Consider the following 21,050-nt stretch of genomic DNA (forward strand, 5'->3'; position numbering starts at 1 on the left):
GTTTTTAAGATAAAATTATTCGATGGGTATTTAAAATATTTATTTTATATTTATGTGATAATTACCATCAATCCAATCTTCAATCATTTCTATATTTGATGTATTAATTGGAATGGATCTTAATTCTTCTCTTGAAAAGTATTTTAATGCTTTGGATTCATGTGATGGCTTTAATTCACCTTCAAAATTTTTTGAATGAAATAATATCGTTATACAATATGTTTTATCGTTATTTGGATAAATCGTTTTTGCTTTTTCCCCTGAATAAATTCCGAATAAATTCATAGTATGGACATTTAATCCTGTCTCTTCATATATTTCTCGGATAGCAGTTTCTTTTACCGTTTCACCAATTTCCAACAATCCACCAGGGATGCCCCATAGACTATTATCTGCTCTTTGTTCTAATAAAATTTTATCATCTTTTTCGAGTATTACTCCAGATCCAACAACTATTAGATAATCATGTCCAATTATTTTTCTCATTTTCTTAATGTAATTCATTTAATTCATCCTTTGAATTTGATTTAAGATTGATATCTTAACTTCATGTCCCTTTTATCATTTTTATACAAGCTGTTCATCATAAGTACTGATCCAATAATTACGATCACAAACACAACTACACTCATCGCATATGGGTTTAAATATGTACCAAGGATTAAAGATCCATTAGATAATAGCTGTGCGCCACTGAATGTGAATGAACTGAATGTATTATAGGTACCTCGTTTTTGTTTTGGTATTAATGTCAGCATTTCCGCACTTTTAATCGGTGCAAATATCATTTCACCAAATGTAGCAATAAGCACAGCTATGATAATCAGCCACCACATATTTGCAGAAGTAAGTACTGCATATCCTATTGCATACATCAATAGTCCAAATCCTAGAATTCTACTTACTTTAAACTTCTCTAACCACTTACCAACTAATAAAGAAAATGTAATCACGGTAATTGTATTAACGAGGTTAATGATTGTAAACATTCTAACACCGGTAATTTCAAAACCGGACATGTAAATTGTGTCAAAGTTTTTATGTAATCTTACAGCAACGTAAGTACTTGTCATGAGCTCCACAGTTGCAATGAACATCGTACCGATTACCATCAATACGAATCGTTTATCTTTAACGACAGTCTGATATGCAATGAACAAATCTACAAATACATTTTTATGTTCTTTTTTACGGATAAAGCTGTTTGTTTCTTCAATATATTTCATATATAAGAAACTTAATAACAGTGCCACCATCGCTGAAGCAAAGAATAACCAGCTTTTATGTTCGTTATAGAATAGCCCACCGAGAAGTGCGCCTATTGCCAGTGATAAATTAATCAGCCAGTAATCCATCCGATATAATAATTTCTTATTTTCATCTGTTGCTGAATCCTGAACTAGTGCACTCATAGAAGGTCTGCGAAATGCACTGAATATCGTAAAGAGTACAAACGTCGTCATAAACAGATAAATCCATGAGTTGACAACAGTGAGCCACATGAATATTAGCGATAATGCTTCAGTAAATGATCCAAAAATCAGCATCTTTTTCCTCGGGAATTGGTCGACTAAGTAACCTCCCCATATATTACTGATAAACTGGACAAAGACGATTGATGCTAAAAACAATCCAGCGATTCTTGCATTCAGCTGATCTGTTAAATATAGTGCAATAAATGGTAGTGTCGCACTATAAGTACAGCGATTGACAAAGGAACCCCACAATCTGAGTTGTATATTGATTGGTAAGTCACGAACTTTCATTTTCATTCCCCCTAACTTTCTACATATGATAAAGTAGACATAATGATTTAAAAATGGACAATATTTTATTTCAGTCCACTTTTAGGAGGAGCTATGGAGCAATTATTACTGTCATTCTATAATTTGAAGATTACAGCATTTCATCAATCATCTGTCAGTGAACAGTTAAAGGTGAGCCAGAAGCATTTATCCAGAAGTTTAAAAAGATGGCAGGATAGTGGTTATCTCACTTTTAAGAGTGCACGTGGTCGCGGGAATCAATCTACGGTTCAATGGTTCGTGGATATCGATACATTATATTTCAATAAGGTGAATGCAATGCTAACACCATATCAATTATCAGATGCTATTCAATATTTAACATGGGACTGGTCTATTCATCATAAACAGATGCTAATTACGAAAGCCAATCAATTACTCGGTGTATCTACAGCTGATGTAGACAAATTAGTCGTTAAGAAGCGCTACGCCCCACTCTATTCTCATCCTTTAGAAGTGGTAGATATCAATAGCGCCAATATATTGAGTAATGTTTACGACACGTTAGTCGCTTATGATAAACATTCGAACCAATATCATTTTAAGATAGCACAGCATATTGATTTTTATGATGACCATGCAGTGATATATTTACGGAAGAATATTTACTTTCATGATGGTACTCAAGTGACTGCTGAAGATATTAAACGATGTCTGAGTCATGCAATAGCGTTTCAGGAGACGAAAGTGTTATTAAGTCCAATTGTCTCAATGGAAGTAATTAATAAACTTACGCTTAAAATATACTATAATGATTTTTCGTATTTTAAAGACGTGTTATGTAAGTTAAATCTTGCAATCTATAAGCAGGATAAGCAGCAAATTATCGGTACTGGACCATTTTATATCGCAATGAATAATGAATTTCAAACGACTTTAAAATCTTTTAATCAGTATTATGGCTATCAATCATATCTGGATGAAGTTGAATTAATTTATATACCGAAGCTTAAAGAAAGTAACTTTATGTTAAGTGATAGTGATACGTTCCAGCATATTGAAGTAACGGATGGTTTTTATTATGTGCTGTCACTCGCTCAAAATAAGTTATCTGATCTTCAGAAAGCAACTGTGCATTACTTATTTCAGCAGTCCGTTCATCATCTTAAAGATATACACACAAGTAAAGGAACGCCTTATATACTAAAAAATCAGCCACTTTCACTTAAACCATTAAATAAATTAGAAGATCATTTCTCTATAACCATTGTCTATCCGAGCTATATCGAAAAAAAGATGCTCCAGTATAAAAGATATTTAAAGCGATACAATATAGAAGCGGTATTAAAACCTATCGATATTATGACTTCCTTTAAAAGTGAAATAACAGTTGAGGGGGATATTTATATCCATGGCATGTTCTTTAGTGAAGCGGAATCCTTTGAATATTTTACTCTGCTCTATCAAAATAAAACGATGCATCACCATTTATCACAACAGTATCCTCTGTTGAGTGATTATTATGCTACATATATCACAACAGATACTCGTGAGTGGAATGAACTGAATCATGCGATTAATCAGTCGTTATTTGAATCACATACACTCTACCCTATCTTCAACATTACTCAGGAAGTTAAAGTACCAAATAGCATTCATAATGCAAAAGTAACTACTGCTGGATTCTATAACTTTTCAGAAGTTGTGATTAAACGATAAAAAACTTTCAGAAGATCTGAAAGTTTTTTGTTTTATGAATTTTGATTACTTTTTAAGATTTTCTATTTTCTTTTTAAGTTTGATAACATCCTGTATATTTATGTCAGGATCAAGTATCATTTGTTCTAATTTATATTCTAATAGCTGTAAGTGACTACTATTAGTCGTTTGATATTCTTTCTGTTTTGTGTCATCTAATAATTGTTGTTGTTTTATGACAAATTTATTCTTTGTCGTATTATTTATAAATTGCTCATCATGAGATACAATCAGAAAACTTCCAGGATAATCTTTTAAGAAGTGCTCTAATGCTTGTAATGTAGAAATATCAAGAAAATTTGTCGGTTCATCCAAGATTAACAGATCATAATCACCGAGTAATAACTTTATGATTTGTAGTCTCACACGTTCTCCGCCGGATATAAACTTAACAATTTGATTCAATCTAGAATAATCAAATCCTAATGCAGCGAGTACATTTCTAATAAGCATATCGTCCTGTACAGATGTACTTCGTACATTCTCAAATATACTCTTTTGTTCGTCTAACGTCGTTAAATTTTGTGCAAAATAACCTATTTTTATATTTGGTTTATAGTAGCCATCTATTTGCTCTTTAATTAACTGTCTAATAAAAGTTGTCTTACCACTCCCATTTGGTCCTGTAATTGCAATTTTATCCCCCTGCACCATCTTGAAGTGGTCTGCATGAAATAATTGCTGATTGCCAACCTTTAAATTAAAGTTATCTAAATGTATTAAAGTCGCACCTATTTGCTTTAATTTACCGACTGCTTTAATCTTATAATGCTTTTCATTTTTAGGTTTTTCTACTTTTTCCATTTGTTCCATTCGTTTTTGCAGCACTTTGCTTGATTTAGCGATTGCTTTTTCCTGGCTGTCATAAGCACCCATTCTTGAATTGACTTTATAGTCGGAAATACTAATATTCTTCTTTCTTTTTTTAAAGTTTTTAGCATGTTTATTTCTTTCAATAGATTCTTGCTGGAGTTGATTCATTTTCTTTTGATACTGTTCATATTCTTTTAATTGCTGCTCATATTGTTTCTTTTTTTGTTCATCGTATTCATCATAGTTACCGGTATATATATTAAGTCTTTTCTCTTCTATTTCTAATATTTTTTGTACTGTTTGATTGAGCAATGATCTATCGTGACTCACGATTACCATTGTCCCTTGAAATTGATTGATTTGATTGATGAGCCACTTGATATTGTTCATATCTAAATTAGTGGATGGTTCATCAAGTAACAATAAAGCATTATTGCTGTTAAAAGCATCAAGTAAGTAACTTTTCGTCTGTTCCCCGCCGGACTGGCTCGTTATTTCTTTCAATTGCGGAACATATTTTGTTTGAAACGGATTAGTTATTACACCTGAATATGAAGTATCTATTTGGGCAATCATTTTAAGTAATGTAGATTTACCGCAACCATTTTTACCGATTAAGCCAATCTTCTCCCCTTGGCCAATCTTTAATTGGTCTATTTCGAATAAAGTCGTATCTTCTATTTGTTTAAGAATATTATTTAATTGTAGCATCATGTCATTCTTCCTTTCATCTTTTAATATATGAAAGTCCAAATGATGATATTAAAAAAGGACATAGTTATCCCTTAATCCTGATTTGAATGATTTAATTAATATCATCATTTGGATTATAGAATAATCATGACCCTTTACCTCGATTGTTAGATTTAGTGTAATTATATACTTATGGTAGATGGCTTTCAACACATTATTACATTTAGTCAAAAAAAGAACTGACATATAATCAGTTCTTAAAATCAATACTAAACCTTATGACCTGCGATTAAACCCACTTTTCCTTGCTTTGTATACGATACAGTACGCAATATACGCGTTCCTTCAGAAACGTACCTTTAACTGGTCAACTGTCAGCTTCAATCATTTTGTAATCATTTCTTGTTTCTCACGTTAAATTTGTTCCTTTTCTTTTATTTATTTTTCAATAATGAACAAATTTCTTCAAAACTTATACACTCTACATCATATTGTTCAAAAATATCACTTTCAACAAATCCAGACTTACTAAACAATAGATATTGATGTTTTTTAGGTATGATAGTCGATTTATCTAGTAGTGAAAGGAGTAATTTTGATTTTACTTTTTCATTTCTCCATTTAACTTCTCCAAGATAATATTTATTTGAACTTATTCCTAAATAGTCAATTTCAACTTCTTTTTTCTTATATTTATCTGTTCCAAAGAATATACCCTGTTGAATTATTTTATCATCTATTTTAAATGTTTTATTCTTTTTATTCATATATTCGAATACGATTTGTTCGAACACTAATCCCATATACTCATTAATATAAGGTTTAACTTTTTCGTAATAATATGTTTTCCCTTCATCCATTTCAATCATAGCTTGTCCTGTTTTTACAAATTTAAACCAGAATCTATACATAAAATCACGTACTCTATATATTGGTTTTTTTGAACCAAATTCTGAAATAGATTCGACTTTCTCGACAATCATTAACTCCTGTAAATTGTTTAAATACGGTGTAATGTCTGAAGAACGTTTGCCTATTGTTGTCGCAATTTCATTATTTTTACTAGATCCACTAGCTATTGATAACAATATTTCATTATAAATTTTGGGATCTCTTAATTCTTGATTAAGTAAGTTTTGTGGTTCTTCGTATAGTCTTCCTCGCGTTTCAAAAAATAAGTGAATAAGATTATTATCAAGAGTGTCATCTGGATTTATAAATGTAAGGTACTCAGCTACACCTCCAGTGACACCATAATATATTGCTGCTTCCTCATTACTTGAATTTGGAAAGAAATCTAGCACTTCTTCAAATGAAAAAGGGAACAATTTCATTTGACTTGTTCTTCTGCCATACAACGGACTTTTTTGACCTAGAACTTGCTTTTCCATAAAGCTCATTGATGATCCACATAAAATAATGAATAATTTAGTATTTATAAAATATTCGTCTATTACGCGTTGAAGGATACTTGATACCCCTTTTACTGATTCGGCTAAATATGGATATTCATCTATCACAAGTACGATTCTTTCATTTTTTGCTTGTTCACCTAAATATTTAAATGCGCTATGGAAGTCTGGAAATTGTGCTGTAGTCAATGATGGACTCAATATATTAAATAAGTATTCTGAGAAAAGTTGTAAATTTAATTTTTCAGTGCCATTTGTAGCTAAAAAGTATATGGCTTTTTTATCTTTAATGAATTCTTTTATTAGTCTAGTTTTTCCAATTCGTCTTCTACCATATAATATACTCATTTCAAATTTATCACTCGTATATTGCTCTTCTAACCAACGTAATTCTTTTTCTCTTCCTATAAACATTTTCTCACCTCAAATATCATTATAGCATAATTATAATCAATATAATCGTAATTATGCATAATTACGATTATGTTGATTACGATTATGCGAATAAAAAAGAACTGACATTTAATCAGTTCTTAAAATTACTACTATGCTTTATGACCAGCAATCAATCCATTACGCTTCATCGCCGTGCCTTGCTCTGTATACGAAACTGCACGCAAGACACTATTCTTCCCGAAACGTATCTTTAGCTGGTCTACCGTCTTTTCCAGTCTCTCCTGTTTCTCACGTTCAAACTCATCGACAAAGAGCGATAACTGACGATCTTCCTCACGAATAAAGTTTGTAAGTGAAATATTTACTGTACGATACATACGCTTCTTATCACATAACTGCATCATAAATCCCCACACAACCTGAAAGATATCAGCGGTTAAATTCGTCCCTTCAGATAATGTGTAACTTTTATTTACTTTTCCTTCATCACTATAACCAACAGTAAAAGAAATCGTACGTGCAATCATATTGTCGGCACGTAGTCTGAATGTTACTTCTTCAACATGTTCTAACACGACAGCTCGTAGTTCATCGAAACGGTAATCACGCATTAAAATCTGACTTTTATTAATAGAGGGTTTATAAATATGATGTTTCTCTCGGATTAAACTTGAGTCGATGCCATTCGCATGTAAATGCAGGTCTACTCCGATAATACCGAAATCACGCTTTAAATAATGATGCGGATAATTAGCAAGCTGCCCAATCGTGAATATCCCCTTTTGATTGAGTTTCTTCTCGGTGCGACGATTAATTCCCCAAAACTTACTTAACGGCTCAATCGACCACATCTTTGCCGGTACATCTTCATAATGCCACTCAGCAATACCATCCGGTTGTTTCTTTGCCTCCATATCCAGTGCAATCTTGCTGAGTAAGACATTATCCCCTATGCCCACGGCACACTGAATTTGCGTCTTATCATAAATTTCATTCTTAATCTTTAAAGCCAATTCATAAGGAGTTTCTGCATATAATTTGTAACTCTTTGTAACATCCATAAAAAATTCATCGATACTATATTGATGGTAATCCTCCGGTGCAACATATTGCAGTGAAATCTCAGCAATTTGACTGGCAACTTTCAAGTAAGTGTTCATCGAAGGATTGATAATATAAATATCAGAACGATGAGGTATTTCAAATAAACGTGAACCGGTCTTTATCCCCATTGCTTTTAGCGGTGGTGTAGCAGCAAGTACAACAGACCCCTGTCGTTTCGTATCAGCGACAACAGCGAGCTTTGTTGTCATAGGATCAAGTCCTTTCATGATGCAAGAAACACTCGCAAAGAAACTCTTCTGGTCAATACAGAGTACATTCCTTTTCTCACATAGACTGTAATCATACATATTAAGCACCCTCTTATAATCTTTGATGATATATTTATCATACCAGAACATACGTTCTATTTCAATAAAAATAGAACGTATGTTCTGGTTTTGTATAAATAAAAAAGTAGCCTTTATAGACTACTTTGGACAGGGTTAAATGGCGCAAATAGGATAAGTAATCGTATCATAAGCTAAATAACTTTTTTGTTGAACAAAGCTTAAAATCATTTGATTACCAATTGAAAAGCCTTCAGCTTTCTCTAAAACAGCCATATTTTTGGCCATTTTTAATGTTGGCATCGATGTTTTTTTTATTTCAACTGGATACAAAACACCATCTTCTTCAATAATGACATCAATCTCTTTCATATCTCTATCACGATAGAACATTATAGGTACATTAGTTATACCTGCATTATTAAAAGACTTAATAATCTCAGAAATCACGAATGTCTCAAGAATTTCTCCACTCATTGCACCATTCATTAGTGTTTCTGGTGTTTTCCATTTCAGTAGATAACAAACAAGCCCTGTATCTTTAAAATATAACATCGGTGTTTTAATAACACGGGTCAATCTATTATTAGAAAAAGGTTGTAAAAGATATATAATACCTGATGTTTCAAGTACACTAATCCAACTTTTGATTGTCTTTATATCAACACCAATTTCATTTGCAATCGTGTTGTAATTCAACATTTGAGCAGTACGTGCAGCTAATGCCGTTAAAAATTGAGAAAATAGATTTAAATCTTTAACATTAAGCAAATCACGGACATCTCGTTCAATATATGTTTTTACATAAGAAGCATAATACATGTCCCAATCGAGATTTTCGTTCTTATACAGTTCAGGTAAACTTCCACGCTGAATGATACGCCACATCTCACTTAATTCAACATATTTTCTTTTTGCAGCAATAAAATCTTTATTTGGAATAAATGGTGATAACATATCATCACCAACAATTTCACGTGTAGACAGACCATTCATTTCAATAATACCAACGCGACCTGCTAAGGACTCAGAAATATTACGCATTAAACTAAATCCTTGAGAACCTGTTAAAATATATTGTCCATAATCATCGTTTTGATCAACGAGTCTTTTAATTTCTATAAATAATTCAGGTGCATATTGCACTTCATCAATGATTAATTTCCCAGGATGATTCATAAAAAAAAGCTTTGGATCTTCTTTCGCAAGATTCAATTCGAATAAATCATCTAAAGTGACATATTCGTAATCATCACCAAATAAATGCTTCAATACAGTAGATTTACCGACCTGTCGTGGTCCAGTAATTAAAGCAACTTTAAAATTTTGTTGAACTTTTAGCAATGTATCTTCAATTGTTCTATGGATATACATTAAGCCACCTCCGGCTAATATGGAATACAACTCCATATTAGCCGAAAAAAACATAAAAATCAATCAAAAAAGTTCGGCAAATATGGAATACAACTCCATATTTGCCGGAATAAATGTAATTAACATTTAAATCTTTCTATTTTCTTTTTAAAACACACGATTCTATTAGTTTCTTCAAACCCTAGTTTTTCATGCATTAAAATACTATCTAGATTTGTAAGCTCACAATCACTCGCAAATTCAGTACAGCCCTTATCTTTGGCAAATTGCTCACATACTTCAATAAGTTCTCTTGCGATACCTTGATTTCTATAATCAGGAGAGACATAAATACCTTCAAGAAAACCTACCGGACTTGAATCTGTCCCTTCAACATAATCAACACGCAAACTGACATGAGCAAAACCTACATCTATTTGATCTGCAACAAAAAGAAACACACATTGATTATCATCATTCAAGATATCATTAAATTCTACTTTCAAATCATTATATTGATTATCTGGCCAAAGCTTTAGTGCAAGTTGCGTTACACTATCTAATTTTTCTTGAGTCAGTCGATGGATCATTTCATTACTCCTAATCTCTATGATATTGCTCATTTCTTGCACTCACTACTTCATAGTGATGTTTTTCGTGAATATATAAAAGCTTTACAACCTGCACGACATTAGGATATTTAGGTACAGGATCTGGAAATCGAATCTTTTGAACTTGTTGATCATTCAGTAGGCCCACATGTTCTTTTAATAATTCAGTCTCTGTTTCGAGTAAATCGAATAAATCTTGCAAATGATACTCCACGTTAAGTTTTGGAGTTAAGATAAAAGGTGCTTTCATTGTTTTACCAGCATAAATATTATGCATATCATTATTATAAGAAGTATGATTCGGTATTTAAAGCAACGCAATGTTTAGCGATTGGAATATAATACTTTGAAAACTGACGTGTCAACTTAAGTAACAAATAACAATGAAAAATCACTTCTCCGACACTCCATTTATCTTGTTCTACATGTTTATTTAATTCGTTGATAAATATTGAAGAGGAAAAATAATCTTTTCTTAACTGATGTAAATTATTAAAAGCTACTCCAATCTCTGGATGCATGGGTAACACCTCCGAAAGGGTTGAAAAATAAAAAACAACATTAAGTTATAATGAATGCAAAATTCTTATCTTTATTAGACATCCTTAATATCAATCACCCAAACAGCATAATGATCTCCTACATCCCAGTAATCTTTAAAGAAATACGTAGGTTGACCAAATTTACGCGTCCATGTGGCCATTGATTTTTTATAACCACAGTCAAAACAGTACGAATCGATACCCTGCTCTTTCATAAACTGTGTTAAAAGCGTGATAAGTTGACTGCCTATTCCTCTACTCTGATAATCAGGATGTATGTATAGTGTTCCCATCTCTTTTAATCCATCAACTTTATCTCCGACAAGCTTCTGGATCATTTGATTAGGTGTATAGAACCCAATGATTCCAACAACAACGTCGCCATCCTTAGCGACAATAAACATATCATCTGAACCATTAAAATAATGATTGATATAAGTTATCTTCTTATTAATTTCGTTATTAAGGTCTTCATCATCATCAACGCCATTGTTTAAAAATGTATGTGAAATAACATGTTTAAAGTAGTCTTTTAATTGATTAACGTCTTTGTATTGTAATTGTTCATATGAAATCATAAGCATCTCTCCTAATGATTTATTTGTTATCTTTATAATAATAGAAAACAGAATAAATAAAAAATGAAGTTAGCTTCAAATCTACTAAAATATCCGTAAAAAATGAAGTTAACTTCATATTAAAACATTATGAGAAAATTGTAATAAGCGCAATGATTACAAAGGGTAAACCTATAAGCATAAACGCGATAAACCAGGATATCGGTCGCGCCATATTGAGCGTCATACCCATTTGAGAAATCTTCGGTACCCAGACATTAGAATCATCCGGATTATAATAGAATAGTCCGAAGATATAATGACCTTCATTATAATAAGGTGCTTTATCTGATGAAGCTGCTGCCTGACGATACTTCTTATCTTCAGAAACTTGTAAATAAAGACAAACTACTGTAATAACCAGCATTATAGCGATTAACATTCTCATAATTCCATGAGGAAGATAATCCCCATTATAGATAGCAGGTCGTACAAAGATTAAAATAAAGAGTAAAGTCATTGTAAATGATATGAGATGAATCATCATACTGTTAATTAACTTAGATTTCTTGACAAATTTAATCGAAGCTGATTTAGCAGAAGGATTAACACTACCATCGAAAAAGTTTATCCCTTTTGAACTTGCAAAAAGTACTAACAAAATTACAAGTCCAAGTACACCAGGCGCAAATACACTGATGATGTTTTTCGGACTAAAGTTATCGGCTTCACCCTTAATATTCCAATGTGTTGCTATCGTTTCAGGTATTCTATCATAGTTCAGTGCAACAAATATAAACGCAGCGATAAATGCAAGTAGCTGAATCACAAATAAAGCATTCGGAAGCGGAGAACTTTCTGTCATTAAACTCGTATCAGTCGCTTTCACTACTTTAATATCTTTCATCCACTCTTCGCTTAACTTTACAGCTTTTAACGCATCATGCGCGTTCTTATAGATAAATATTGCGAAGATAATTAAAACATGCAGTAATACGACAAAGCTCAGGAGTGCTGCTGAATGACTAGCAAATAAATAAATCAAACTAAATAATAGAGAAACAGCGATTGCTAATATGATTATCTGCCTGTTGTAACGAGATTTTATCGGTTGAATCATAGTATTATTTGTTTCACTCTCAGGCACAAAGACACTAAATAAAATATTACGACGAACGAAACGACCATTCAATAAGAACAATAAGCCGGTTAAAAACAATATGCTACTAAGTAATAAACCTTCCATCATTAACCCTCTCCCTTTTCAATTAATTTCAGTAAATCAGCAACATCCAATTGTTTGCACTTCGCTTCATCAATAATCGGTTTCAAACGACTCATTAATTCTTCCCGTTCAACTTTTGTAGCAGCCTTTAAAGCATCAGGATGAATTATCGCTCCGGACTTCGGCTGCACGAGAATCAATTGTTTCTCCTCCAGATAATGATAAGCTTTGTTCACCGTATGCATATTAATCTGAAGACTCTTTGCAAATGCACGACCAGAAGGTAACGGATCATAAGGTACGACATTCCCTTCTGCAATGTGATATATAATTTGATTGGCAAGTTGTAAATAAACCGGTACGCTACTCGTTTCATCAATCTCTATGTACATTGAACCACCTCTCTGTTATACAAAGTATAGAACAGATTTAAAGGTAAAAATAAAAAACCAATCTGTTATATATTTATTATAACAGATTGGTGTAGGATTACAATTTGAAATGTTTCATGACTTCTTCGTGAGTATAGGTTACTTTATGGTTCAAATGCTCACGATAAGCAATATCAGCATCACGAGCATCCTGAATATCTTTCATATGATTTTGACATCTCTCAATCCAAAGTTTTTCAAACTCTTTTTCTGCTAGAATGCGATGGGATAGATCATTAATATGATAAATATTTTCTTGTTCACACCACTTTATACAATCCAGATATAATTGCATCTCTACTGATGTATTATCAATATCATAAATTTCAACAGGGATATCTATAACCCCTTTTTGAAAAGCAACGAAGCAATGTGTATGACCATCAACGATATAAAATTGATTATCATACTGAATTACCGAGATTATTGTATTTTTGACAGAAACATCATCCAGCCATTCACTTACCTCATCCACTTTACGTTAATTCAAATAGAGCTGAGTAAGCTTTAGATCATTAATATTCATGAAATAATCACATCCTATTAAGAGTGTAGTTCACTATTATGGTATCAGAAACGATAGATATATTTGTTGAATTTGATTTTGAAAACCATTTAATATAATTACAATTTGATAGATAGATTAGCAATATAGTCACTACCATATTTTGTTAGTCTGTTTCGGACATCTTTTGATTCATAAAAATCAATCATGGCAAAACCTGCTTTTAATTGACCGCCAATTTGCTCTTCTAGTGTATGGCTAAATTCATATCCATACTCAGGATCAATAATTAAATTACCATCTTCTTCAAGCTGTCTAGAATTGAAAGGTAATTTATATTTTAATAATAATTCTTTATCGGGTTGATCCCAAACAATATCACCGTCATACATATAGACCCATGGATTTAAATAACCAACCATTAATAAACCACCAGGTTTTAACACTCTATATGACTCTTTCCACATGTTCTCTAAATCTTCAATATATACATTCGATACTGGACAAAAAATAATATCAAAAGTTTCATTTTCAAAAGGAAAATCTCTAGTCATATCGGCTTGAACTGTGGTAATAATGATATTTTCTCTTTCAGCAACCATTCTATCTTTATTTAACTGCTCTTCTGAGAAATCCATAATTGTTGTATCATAACCTTTAGCAGAGAAAATAGGACCTTGTTGACCTCCACCACAAGCTAAACCTAATAATTTATTACCTTTCGCTTTTGTGAACCATTCGTTAGGTACACTTTTGCCAATTGTCAAACTAACATCGATAGGATTATTTTTAATATATATAAATTCTTCATGACTTAACGGAATTGAATAAGCATTACCTTTTTTCTTTGATACATTGTTCCATCTTTCTTGATTAAAATCTACATATTGATTCATAACATATCTCCTTTAATATGAAAGTAAGTAAAATCAAACCTAGAATAAAATAATAAAGGGTTAAGTTTATTCAGCTTTTTTCTGCTTCGCATAACTATAATTTCCTAAATACATGTTTACATTTTTATCTTCAATCCAATAAGTAACATCGAAAAACTTATCAAGAAAATATCTATCATGCGAAACAGCGATAATCGTTCCTTCGAATTTATCTAAAGCATCTTCTAATATTTCTTTAGATTCAATGTCTAAGTGGTTAGTAGGTTCATCGAGAATGAGTACATTAAAATCATTCGACATAATTTGTGCCCATCGTAAACGCATCTTTTCTCCACCACTTAAATCTTTCACTTTTTTAAATACATCATAACCATAGAATAAATATCCAGCGAGATGATTACGAGCCTCTCCTTCTGTGACTGATGCGTATGCACGATACGCGTCTAAAACAGTATCATTGTCTTCAGTAAAATGATGTTGTGAGAGATAACCAATCTTAATATTAGGTGCAATAATGATTTCGCCTTCATCAGGATTAACATCCTCTAACATCATTTTTATTAACGTACTTTTTCCTGTACCATTGGCTCCAACAATAGAAATCCTATCATTTCTTCTGATTTTCATATTTACATCTTCAAACAATATATCATCATACATTTTGGCAACATCAATTAAAGTGAACACATCTTTAGAAGATTTGTCTGCACTTTGAATATCAAGCTGCATTGTTTTAGCATCAATAATCGGTTTCTTTTTTATTTCTATTCTAGCCAAAGCTTTTTCCATACTTTTTGCGCGACGATGCATTGCGGCATTTGGTGGTACAGCTTGATTCGCCCATATTTTTAATTGTTTAATCTGTGCTTTCATCTTTTGAATTTTCTTCTGTTGATTTTTGTATTCTTCATACTCTCTTAAGATTCTATCTTCTTTTTCTTTTATGAAGTAAGAATAATTTCCATGATAAATATGCAGCGTTTGTTGATCTATCTCTAATATTTTACTCACCGTCTCATCAAGAAAATAACGGTCATGAGAAATAATAATAACAGCACCTTTATAATTTTTAATAAATTGCGTTAACCATTCAATACTTTCGATATCCAGATGATTTGTCGGTTCATCCAGTAGTAATAATTCCGGTGATTGAAGTAATAACATGGCTAAACCAACTTTAGTACGTTCTCCACCTGAAAGCTGAGACCAAAGTCTACCGGCCAATGGATAAATTTTAAGACCATGCATTACAAAGTTGATTTTACTATCCTTTTCATAACCACCTAGTGCTTCAAACTTCTCTTGTATATTGGCATATTGAACTAAAATCTTTTCAAGATTATCAGGGTTACTTGCCATTTTTAATTCTAATGCTTTCATTTTCTTCTCTATTACATCAAGATCAATAAAAGTTTGTGCTAAACATGAATAAACATCCATATCATCCGGGAATTTAGGGATCTGGCTCAAAATACCAACGCGTATATCTTTTGATAAACTAATAAAACCACTATCAGGACGCTCTTCTCCTGAAATGAGTTTGAATAAGGTTGTTTTACCTTCACCGTTTCTTCCGATAAGACCAATACGATCATGATCGTTTACTTCAAATTTAATATCCTCAAATATTACATCACCTGTAAAAGATTTTGATACTTGGGCTACGTTTAAAATATTCATTTTTTCTCTCCTCTAGTGTGCTAGAGGAACCGTGTTTAGTATTCCTCTAGAAGTTGTACTTGCTTAAAAAAGGGCAGACTCCACCAATTTTGAATTTCAAACGCAAATTTCCCACGTACCGTTAAAACAAAACGCATACGCTTCGCAACTTCTAAAAACAATACCAACACCTCCGATCATAAAAATTAATTATATTATATAACAATTTTTAGAATATTTAAATATTTATTTTGAAATAAATAGAACTAGCGATAATATATGCTAGTTCTATTTCAAAGTTATAACTTTATACATTTAAAGAAAATGAAATCCGGTCGATGGATAGTACCTGCAAAAACTTCAGGATATACTTTTCTAAGATGTTCATCAGCTAATGATTCCCGACACTCAAGAATTGTGAAGCCTGATTGAATTATCGAATTAATTACACTAGATATTGTTCTGTGATAATTAACTACCTCTGTTCCACCCCATGAAAAATGTTTCTCCCCTTCAATAAAATAATTATATAGATTCGCATGAAGTTTATTACCATCATGATCACGAGTCCACCTTGGTATAGATTGATCATAAGAAGTAACGATAGGATGTGACATGCTAAAAATGATTTGTGAACGAACATGAGTTATATGACTTATGTCTTTCATAAGTCGATCAAAATCTTGAACATAATCAAATACTAGTGAACTCGTAACAACATCAAACTGTTCATTTATCGAATCTAAATCTTCAAAAGATTTCATTTGATATTCAATATTCTTACCATTGAACTTTTCTTCAGCAATTGCTAGAAGTTTTTCAGAAATATCAATACCTAATACCGACTTAGCCCCCATCTCAGCATATGCCTTAACATGTTGCCCCATTCCACAGCCAATATCTAATACAGTTTTATTTTTCAAATCAGGCAACATACTGAATAAAATAGGTGTCTCAACTAAATCATTAAAATTAACTTTGTTTTCTCTAATCGATGTGAATTCTTTAAATAAACCGTCTGAATCGTAGAAATTATTTCTCGACACAATACCCACCCCTAAATTAATAATTATTATTTAGAATCTATCAATACCATTCAACTAGTATAAATCATTATTACTTATCTTCATAAAGACCTTTTTCAACACTTTTATCAATAATATGAGCTGCTAATTCCCATAATTCCTCAGAATCTGCATTTATAAATTGTTTTTTTGTTATAACTTGAGATTTTGTCAATCTTGCTTCAGTTGAGCTTACATCTCCTGTCACATAATGATTTATCAAGGGTAATATAGCATCTACAATTCTTGCGAATTTGGCTTCTTCAGAATGACCTATTTCAAATTCCTCCCAAAGCTTTATATATTTTTTCTTAAGATCTTTATCTAAATTCAGTAAAGTATTTTCTAATGAAGTTCGTTCTTTTGAAAAAGAACTTGACTTACCTACCTCATCATATAAAAATGTATCACCCACATTAATTTCACCAACATCATGAATCAGTAACATCATTATAACTTTATTTGTATCTAACGCTTTGGGATAAAATTTTGAAAAAGCCTCTGCTACAAAAGCTGCATGCCAGGAATGTTCAGCACTATTTTCTTGTCTTTTATCAACTGTTTTATTCATTCTAGTCACAGTTTTTAATTTTTCTAACTCGATTGTAAAATCTAATATTTTTGTCAAATCTTTATTCATAAAAATCACTTACTTTCATATTTTATTTGTATGAGAATGAATTACATATTTCTGAGATGATATTCAAACAAAAAACATGGTTTCTATTCATTATTAATAATTAATTTGATAAATGCTTCTTTTTCTTGTGTATATCTAGGTCTGTCATCTGCGTATTGTGTATATAGTTTCTCTTTTAAACGTTGATATTCCATTCTAGCATCTGAATGTGAAAGTAAATAATCTCGAAACTTTAATAATTCTGTATATTTCTGTTGTTCTTTATTTACTATATGAATAAAATGGGTATGTTTTTGAAAAGATTCATCCTCGAATTTCGCCAACACAATTTCATCATCTTTTTCAACACGCAATCTATAAATGCCTATTGTCTTTAATTCTTTAAAAAAATATTCAGGAAGTGACATATAATCTTCAACGCCTATTAATATATCAATAATAGGCTTAGCTGATAAACCAGGTATAGAAGTACTTCCAATGTGATGAATGGCGTTTTTGTCTAACTTCACAACATTAAGAATTTCATTTTTAACATGATTATATTCATCTACCCAAGTTTCTTGGTATTCACTTAATACAACCTGACCACGCTTAACCCCTAATGACATTGCGTCCAACCTCCATCAATTGTATTATATTTATTATATAGAATTTTCGGAAAATAAAGAATAATAAAATGTATGAATTAATATATGAATTAAGGAAAGGATTTTAAAATTGAAAAATAAAGCACTTGTCATAATTTATCCTGGATTTTCACTCTACGAAATTAATTGCTTAACTTCGTATTTAACGATTAGTCTAGAAGAAAAAGACATTTGGACAATTGAAACAGCAGCCTCTACGAAAGACCCAATAATAAGTGAAGATAATTTTTCAGTGAATCCTAGTTTAATTTTTGAAGAATTGAATATTAATGATTATAAACTCATCATTTTGCCTGGAATAATAGATTATACAAAAGCAATAGATGATACGAAATTAATTAAATTTTTAAAGAAATTAAATACAGATACTCGTCCATTGATAAGTTCAATATCTTCATCACCTATCTTACTTGCAAAAGCAGGTTTATTGAAAGATGTCCAATTCACTGCTGGTCTCTATGAAGAAACGATAGAATCATTTCCTGATTTATCAACGAATCAACTTACAAGAACACCAGTACACTATGATCGAGAGAATAATATTATTACTGCGATTGGGTTTGCATTCAGAGAATTTGCAATTGAGACTTTAAAAGCACTTAATTATGATGTTCAAGATACATTATTTTCAGGAACCCTATTAAAGAAATATTCAAAAGAAGAATTGATATATAGGATGAACTAAATTATTAAAAATATGAGAGGTAAATATGATTATAGAAACAAATTATGGATTATATCTTTCACGTGAAGATAAATTAACAGAAGGTCTTGTAAGATATGACGATACTTACAAGATAATTTTTAATGAGTTCCAGCACAATTTCTATCAAATTGAAAATAGCGATGTTAGTTTTGGAGAGGAAAAGATAATAACTTTACAACCATCTACAAAACATAAACAGATTAAAGTTAGTAAACGAAAACAACTGCTTGCTATTCATGCATCTTATGTAAAAGGCATAGAGCAGGACTTAAATTTGAAGATGAGTTATTTTGATATGCCTATAAAACGTGATGCATCCATGATTCAAATGTTTAAAAAAATTGACCACATTATGAATACTATTCAAAGCAATCAAATAAAAGCACAATATTTAGATGCAATGATTACTGAATTAATTATACATAAAGCATTTTTTAGTGTTGATCAGGATGAAGTTTTAATTAATAAAGAAAAGAAAATAATAGAAAATTATGTACAAAAAAATTATCGTGAAAAGTTAACACTTAATCAAATGGCAAATGATTTATCATATAGTAAATATTATTTAATAAGATTATTTAAACAGTATTTTAATATGACACCAATAGAATACATAAATTATATTAGGATCAAAAAGGCGTTAAATATAATAAATAAAAATGGAGTATTATTAACAGAAATAGCTTATTTTGTAGGATATAATTCATATCAACAATTCTCAAAATGGTTCAAATTTTTCACGTTCATTACTCCAAACGAATATGTAAAAAAATATAGCTAAGAAAATCATTAATAAAGAAGAAATAGTAAATAATATATTAATATTGATAAAATCAGATAAAAATCCAAACAATAAATATGAAATGGTATTGGCAATATATAATAAAACTGCGTTAAAACTAAATGCTCTTGAATGCATATCAGGAGATATTTTAGTTTGAATCATAAAAGATCTCGTTGTACTGGAAATAATCATTCCTATACTGATAAAAATTAATCCAATTAAAATAAAATAGAAGCTTTGATTTATTGAAATAATGAAAAATCCACTCCCCCATATTAATGAGCCTTTTAAATATGATTGTATGGATTGTTTCTTAAATATGAACGGAATTAACATATTTATCAATATCGCAATTGAACTATAGAATCCCTTAAAAAATGTATAATCTTGATTAGCATTTTGACTTTCAGATTTTAATAATCCTAAGAACCCTACGTCAAAAATCCATGTATTTAAGAAAACCATAACAAAAGTATAAAGAAATAATTTTTTCATTTCGTTATTATTGTTTATATATCTGTAAAAAATTAATAAATCATGGAATAATCTATTAATACTTAAATTACTGATGTTTTTATTAGTTTCAAACTTCATCAGTGCTATACAAATAAAAGCAACGATATACATCAATAAATTGATAATAAAAAGTACGATAATATTATATTTATATAAAAGTAAGCCGCTAAAAAAAGTAGCTAATATAGTGGTTGATCTGAGTATAGCGTCATACATTGAATTTGCTTTTACTAAATGAATTTGTGATATGGTTTGAGGTAGTAAAGCTCTATGAGCTGGATTAAAAAAACAGTTGATAACACTCATTGAAATTACAAAAAAAACGATAGACATTAATGGATAAATCTTAAAATAAATAAATATAATAAAAATGATAATACATGGCATTCTAAAAAGTAAAAGATTTAACAAAAAACTGCGTTTTGAAAACCAATCTGCTACTACTCCACCCATTAGACCAAAAATAATAAATGGAGCTGTTTCAATTGCAGCAATAAATGAGGTAATTTTAGTGGAATTTGTATATTCAAATACAAGAAACAATATGCCTAAGTTCAATAATACACTTCCAAAATTACTCACACCGCCAAGTATACAATACAAAATAAAATTTTTATTTTTCATAGTTATCCCTCCTGAATTTATGATAATTATTATTTTAGTTTCAAAATACTAATAAATTGCTGAATTTAAGACAATATAAGAG

At 30.8% G+C, this 21,050-nt stretch carries 23 protein-coding genes; 3 read left to right on the forward strand and 20 right to left on the reverse strand.

Annotated features, from left to right (window positions below; genetic code table 11):
- Nucleotides 1–39 precede the first annotated feature (39 nt).
- Nucleotides 40–504 (reverse strand): NUDIX hydrolase, encoded by a 465-nt coding sequence (locus tag BFS35_RS02825; protein WP_099578046.1) that lies wholly within the window; start codon nucleotides 502–504, stop codon nucleotides 40–42.
- A gap of 23 nt (nucleotides 505–527) precedes the next feature.
- Nucleotides 528–1,766: an MDR family MFS transporter gene (locus BFS35_RS02830; protein WP_158554237.1), complete on the reverse strand. Its 1,239-nt coding sequence runs from the start codon at nucleotides 1,764–1,766 to the stop codon at nucleotides 528–530.
- 93 nt (nucleotides 1,767–1,859) lie between these two features.
- Between BFS35_RS02830 and BFS35_RS02835 the strand changes: the two genes are divergently transcribed.
- Nucleotides 1,860–3,464, forward strand: a complete 1,605-nt coding sequence (locus tag BFS35_RS02835) for an ABC transporter substrate-binding protein (RefSeq protein ID WP_099578042.1) — start codon at nucleotides 1,860–1,862, stop codon at nucleotides 3,462–3,464.
- A gap of 45 nt (nucleotides 3,465–3,509) precedes the next feature.
- On the opposite strand, the gene abc-f (BFS35_RS02840) is transcribed toward BFS35_RS02835, so the two are convergent.
- From abc-f (BFS35_RS02840) to BFS35_RS02915, 17 genes are all read right to left on the reverse strand, one after another.
- Nucleotides 3,510–5,030: a ribosomal protection-like ABC-F family protein gene (abc-f, locus tag BFS35_RS02840; RefSeq protein WP_099578040.1), complete on the reverse strand. Its 1,521-nt coding sequence runs from the start codon at nucleotides 5,028–5,030 to the stop codon at nucleotides 3,510–3,512.
- A gap of 413 nt (nucleotides 5,031–5,443) precedes the next feature.
- Nucleotides 5,444–6,835, reverse strand: coding sequence for an ATP-binding protein (locus tag BFS35_RS02845; protein WP_099578038.1), 1,392 nt, complete (start codon nucleotides 6,833–6,835; stop codon nucleotides 5,444–5,446).
- A gap of 131 nt (nucleotides 6,836–6,966) precedes the next feature.
- Nucleotides 6,967–8,229 (reverse strand): Y-family DNA polymerase, encoded by a 1,263-nt coding sequence (locus BFS35_RS02850; RefSeq protein ID WP_099578036.1) that lies wholly within the window; start codon nucleotides 8,227–8,229, stop codon nucleotides 6,967–6,969.
- Between the two features lie 135 nt (nucleotides 8,230–8,364).
- Nucleotides 8,365–9,582, reverse strand: a complete 1,218-nt coding sequence (locus BFS35_RS02855) for an ATP-binding protein (protein WP_099578034.1) — start codon at nucleotides 9,580–9,582, stop codon at nucleotides 8,365–8,367.
- Between the two features lie 119 nt (nucleotides 9,583–9,701).
- Nucleotides 9,702–10,151 (reverse strand): aminoglycoside 6'-N-acetyltransferase, encoded by a 450-nt coding sequence (aac(6'), locus tag BFS35_RS02860; RefSeq protein WP_099578032.1) that lies wholly within the window; start codon nucleotides 10,149–10,151, stop codon nucleotides 9,702–9,704.
- A gap of 10 nt (nucleotides 10,152–10,161) precedes the next feature.
- Nucleotides 10,162–10,374: a hypothetical protein gene (locus BFS35_RS02865; protein ID WP_158554238.1), complete on the reverse strand. Its 213-nt coding sequence runs from the start codon at nucleotides 10,372–10,374 to the stop codon at nucleotides 10,162–10,164.
- An 82-nt stretch (nucleotides 10,375–10,456) separates the two neighbouring features.
- A complete protein-coding gene (locus BFS35_RS02870; protein WP_099578028.1) occupies nucleotides 10,457–10,693 on the reverse strand; it encodes a hypothetical protein in 237 nt (78 codons plus the stop codon).
- A gap of 74 nt (nucleotides 10,694–10,767) precedes the next feature.
- Complete coding sequence (locus BFS35_RS02875) at nucleotides 10,768–11,292, reverse strand: GNAT family N-acetyltransferase (protein ID WP_158554239.1); 525 nt, start codon at nucleotides 11,290–11,292, stop codon at nucleotides 10,768–10,770.
- 127 nt (nucleotides 11,293–11,419) lie between these two features.
- On the reverse strand, nucleotides 11,420–12,520 hold the full coding sequence (locus BFS35_RS02880; protein ID WP_099578024.1) for a DUF1648 domain-containing protein: 1,101 nt from the start codon (nucleotides 12,518–12,520) through the stop codon (nucleotides 11,420–11,422).
- A complete protein-coding gene (locus tag BFS35_RS02885; RefSeq protein ID WP_099578022.1) occupies nucleotides 12,520–12,888 on the reverse strand; it encodes a GntR family transcriptional regulator in 369 nt (122 codons plus the stop codon). The genes BFS35_RS02880 and BFS35_RS02885 overlap by 1 nt, the downstream gene beginning before the upstream one ends.
- 97 nt (nucleotides 12,889–12,985) lie before the next feature.
- Entirely contained in the window at nucleotides 12,986–13,402 is a 417-nt protein-coding gene (locus BFS35_RS02890; RefSeq protein ID WP_099578020.1) for a hypothetical protein, read from the reverse strand.
- Between the two features lie 149 nt (nucleotides 13,403–13,551).
- On the reverse strand, nucleotides 13,552–14,328 hold the full coding sequence (locus BFS35_RS02895; RefSeq protein ID WP_099578018.1) for a class I SAM-dependent methyltransferase: 777 nt from the start codon (nucleotides 14,326–14,328) through the stop codon (nucleotides 13,552–13,554).
- 66 nt (nucleotides 14,329–14,394) lie between these two features.
- On the reverse strand, nucleotides 14,395–16,008 hold the full coding sequence (gene abc-f, locus BFS35_RS02900; protein ID WP_099578016.1) for a ribosomal protection-like ABC-F family protein: 1,614 nt from the start codon (nucleotides 16,006–16,008) through the stop codon (nucleotides 14,395–14,397).
- A gap of 35 nt (nucleotides 16,009–16,043) precedes the next feature.
- Entirely contained in the window at nucleotides 16,044–16,169 is a 126-nt protein-coding gene (locus BFS35_RS14100; RefSeq protein ID WP_275068213.1) for a hypothetical protein, read from the reverse strand.
- Between the two features lie 117 nt (nucleotides 16,170–16,286).
- Nucleotides 16,287–17,033 (reverse strand): class I SAM-dependent methyltransferase, encoded by a 747-nt coding sequence (locus BFS35_RS02905; RefSeq protein ID WP_099578014.1) that lies wholly within the window; start codon nucleotides 17,031–17,033, stop codon nucleotides 16,287–16,289.
- 70 nt (nucleotides 17,034–17,103) lie between these two features.
- Nucleotides 17,104–17,691, reverse strand: a complete 588-nt coding sequence (locus BFS35_RS02910) for an HD domain-containing protein (protein WP_099578012.1) — start codon at nucleotides 17,689–17,691, stop codon at nucleotides 17,104–17,106.
- Nucleotides 17,692–17,774: 83 nt separating this feature from the next.
- Complete coding sequence (locus BFS35_RS02915) at nucleotides 17,775–18,299, reverse strand: GrpB family protein (protein ID WP_099578010.1); 525 nt, start codon at nucleotides 18,297–18,299, stop codon at nucleotides 17,775–17,777.
- A gap of 109 nt (nucleotides 18,300–18,408) precedes the next feature.
- Here BFS35_RS02915 and BFS35_RS02920 point away from each other — a divergent pair, with 109 nt between their 5' ends.
- Nucleotides 18,409–19,023, forward strand: a complete 615-nt coding sequence (locus BFS35_RS02920; protein ID WP_158554240.1) for a DJ-1/PfpI family protein — start codon at nucleotides 18,409–18,411, stop codon at nucleotides 19,021–19,023.
- A 25-nt stretch (nucleotides 19,024–19,048) separates the two neighbouring features.
- Entirely contained in the window at nucleotides 19,049–19,825 is a 777-nt protein-coding gene (locus BFS35_RS02925; RefSeq protein ID WP_099578006.1) for a helix-turn-helix domain-containing protein, read from the forward strand.
- Here BFS35_RS02925 and BFS35_RS02930 read toward each other — a convergent pair.
- The gene (locus BFS35_RS02930; RefSeq protein ID WP_099578004.1) at nucleotides 19,763–20,968 is read right to left on the reverse strand and encodes an MFS transporter; all 1,206 of its coding nucleotides are present in this window, start codon (nucleotides 20,966–20,968) and stop codon (nucleotides 19,763–19,765) included. The genes BFS35_RS02925 and BFS35_RS02930 overlap by 63 nt on opposite strands.
- Nucleotides 20,969–21,050: the final 82 nt, after the last annotated feature.

The sequence above is a fragment of the Macrococcoides goetzii genome, assembly GCF_002742385.2.
GTDB lineage: Bacteria > Bacillota > Bacilli > Staphylococcales > Staphylococcaceae > Macrococcoides > Macrococcoides goetzii.

Coding starts and splice junctions, on each gene's coding strand:
- BFS35_RS02825 (WP_099578046.1), bottom strand. CDS start 504: ATGAATTACATTAAGAAAATGAGAAAAATAATTGGACATGATTATCTA.
- BFS35_RS02830 (WP_158554237.1), bottom strand. CDS start 1,766: ATGAAAGTTCGTGACTTACCAATCAATATACAACTCAGATTGTGGGGT.
- BFS35_RS02835 (WP_099578042.1), top strand. CDS start 1,860: ATGGAGCAATTATTACTGTCATTCTATAATTTGAAGATTACAGCATTT.
- abc-f (WP_099578040.1), bottom strand. CDS start 5,030: ATGATGCTACAATTAAATAATATTCTTAAACAAATAGAAGATACGACT.
- BFS35_RS02845 (WP_099578038.1), bottom strand. CDS start 6,835: ATGTTTATAGGAAGAGAAAAAGAATTACGTTGGTTAGAAGAGCAATAT.
- BFS35_RS02850 (WP_099578036.1), bottom strand. CDS start 8,229: ATGTATGATTACAGTCTATGTGAGAAAAGGAATGTACTCTGTATTGAC.
- BFS35_RS02855 (WP_099578034.1), bottom strand. CDS start 9,582: ATGTATATCCATAGAACAATTGAAGATACATTGCTAAAAGTTCAACAA.
- BFS35_RS02870 (WP_099578028.1), bottom strand. CDS start 10,693: ATGCATCCAGAGATTGGAGTAGCTTTTAATAATTTACATCAGTTAAGA.
- BFS35_RS02875 (WP_158554239.1), bottom strand. CDS start 11,292: ATGATTTCATATGAACAATTACAATACAAAGACGTTAATCAATTAAAA.
- BFS35_RS02880 (WP_099578024.1), bottom strand. CDS start 12,520: ATGATGGAAGGTTTATTACTTAGTAGCATATTGTTTTTAACCGGCTTA.
- BFS35_RS02885 (WP_099578022.1), bottom strand. CDS start 12,888: ATGTACATAGAGATTGATGAAACGAGTAGCGTACCGGTTTATTTACAA.
- BFS35_RS02895 (WP_099578018.1), bottom strand. CDS start 14,328: ATGAATCAATATGTAGATTTTAATCAAGAAAGATGGAACAATGTATCA.
- abc-f (WP_099578016.1), bottom strand. CDS start 16,008: ATGAATATTTTAAACGTAGCCCAAGTATCAAAATCTTTTACAGGTGAT.
- BFS35_RS02910 (WP_099578012.1), bottom strand. CDS start 17,691: ATGAATAAAGATTTGACAAAAATATTAGATTTTACAATCGAGTTAGAA.
- BFS35_RS02915 (WP_099578010.1), bottom strand. CDS start 18,299: ATGTCATTAGGGGTTAAGCGTGGTCAGGTTGTATTAAGTGAATACCAA.
- BFS35_RS02925 (WP_099578006.1), top strand. CDS start 19,049: ATGATTATAGAAACAAATTATGGATTATATCTTTCACGTGAAGATAAA.
- BFS35_RS02930 (WP_099578004.1), bottom strand. CDS start 20,968: ATGAAAAATAAAAATTTTATTTTGTATTGTATACTTGGCGGTGTGAGT.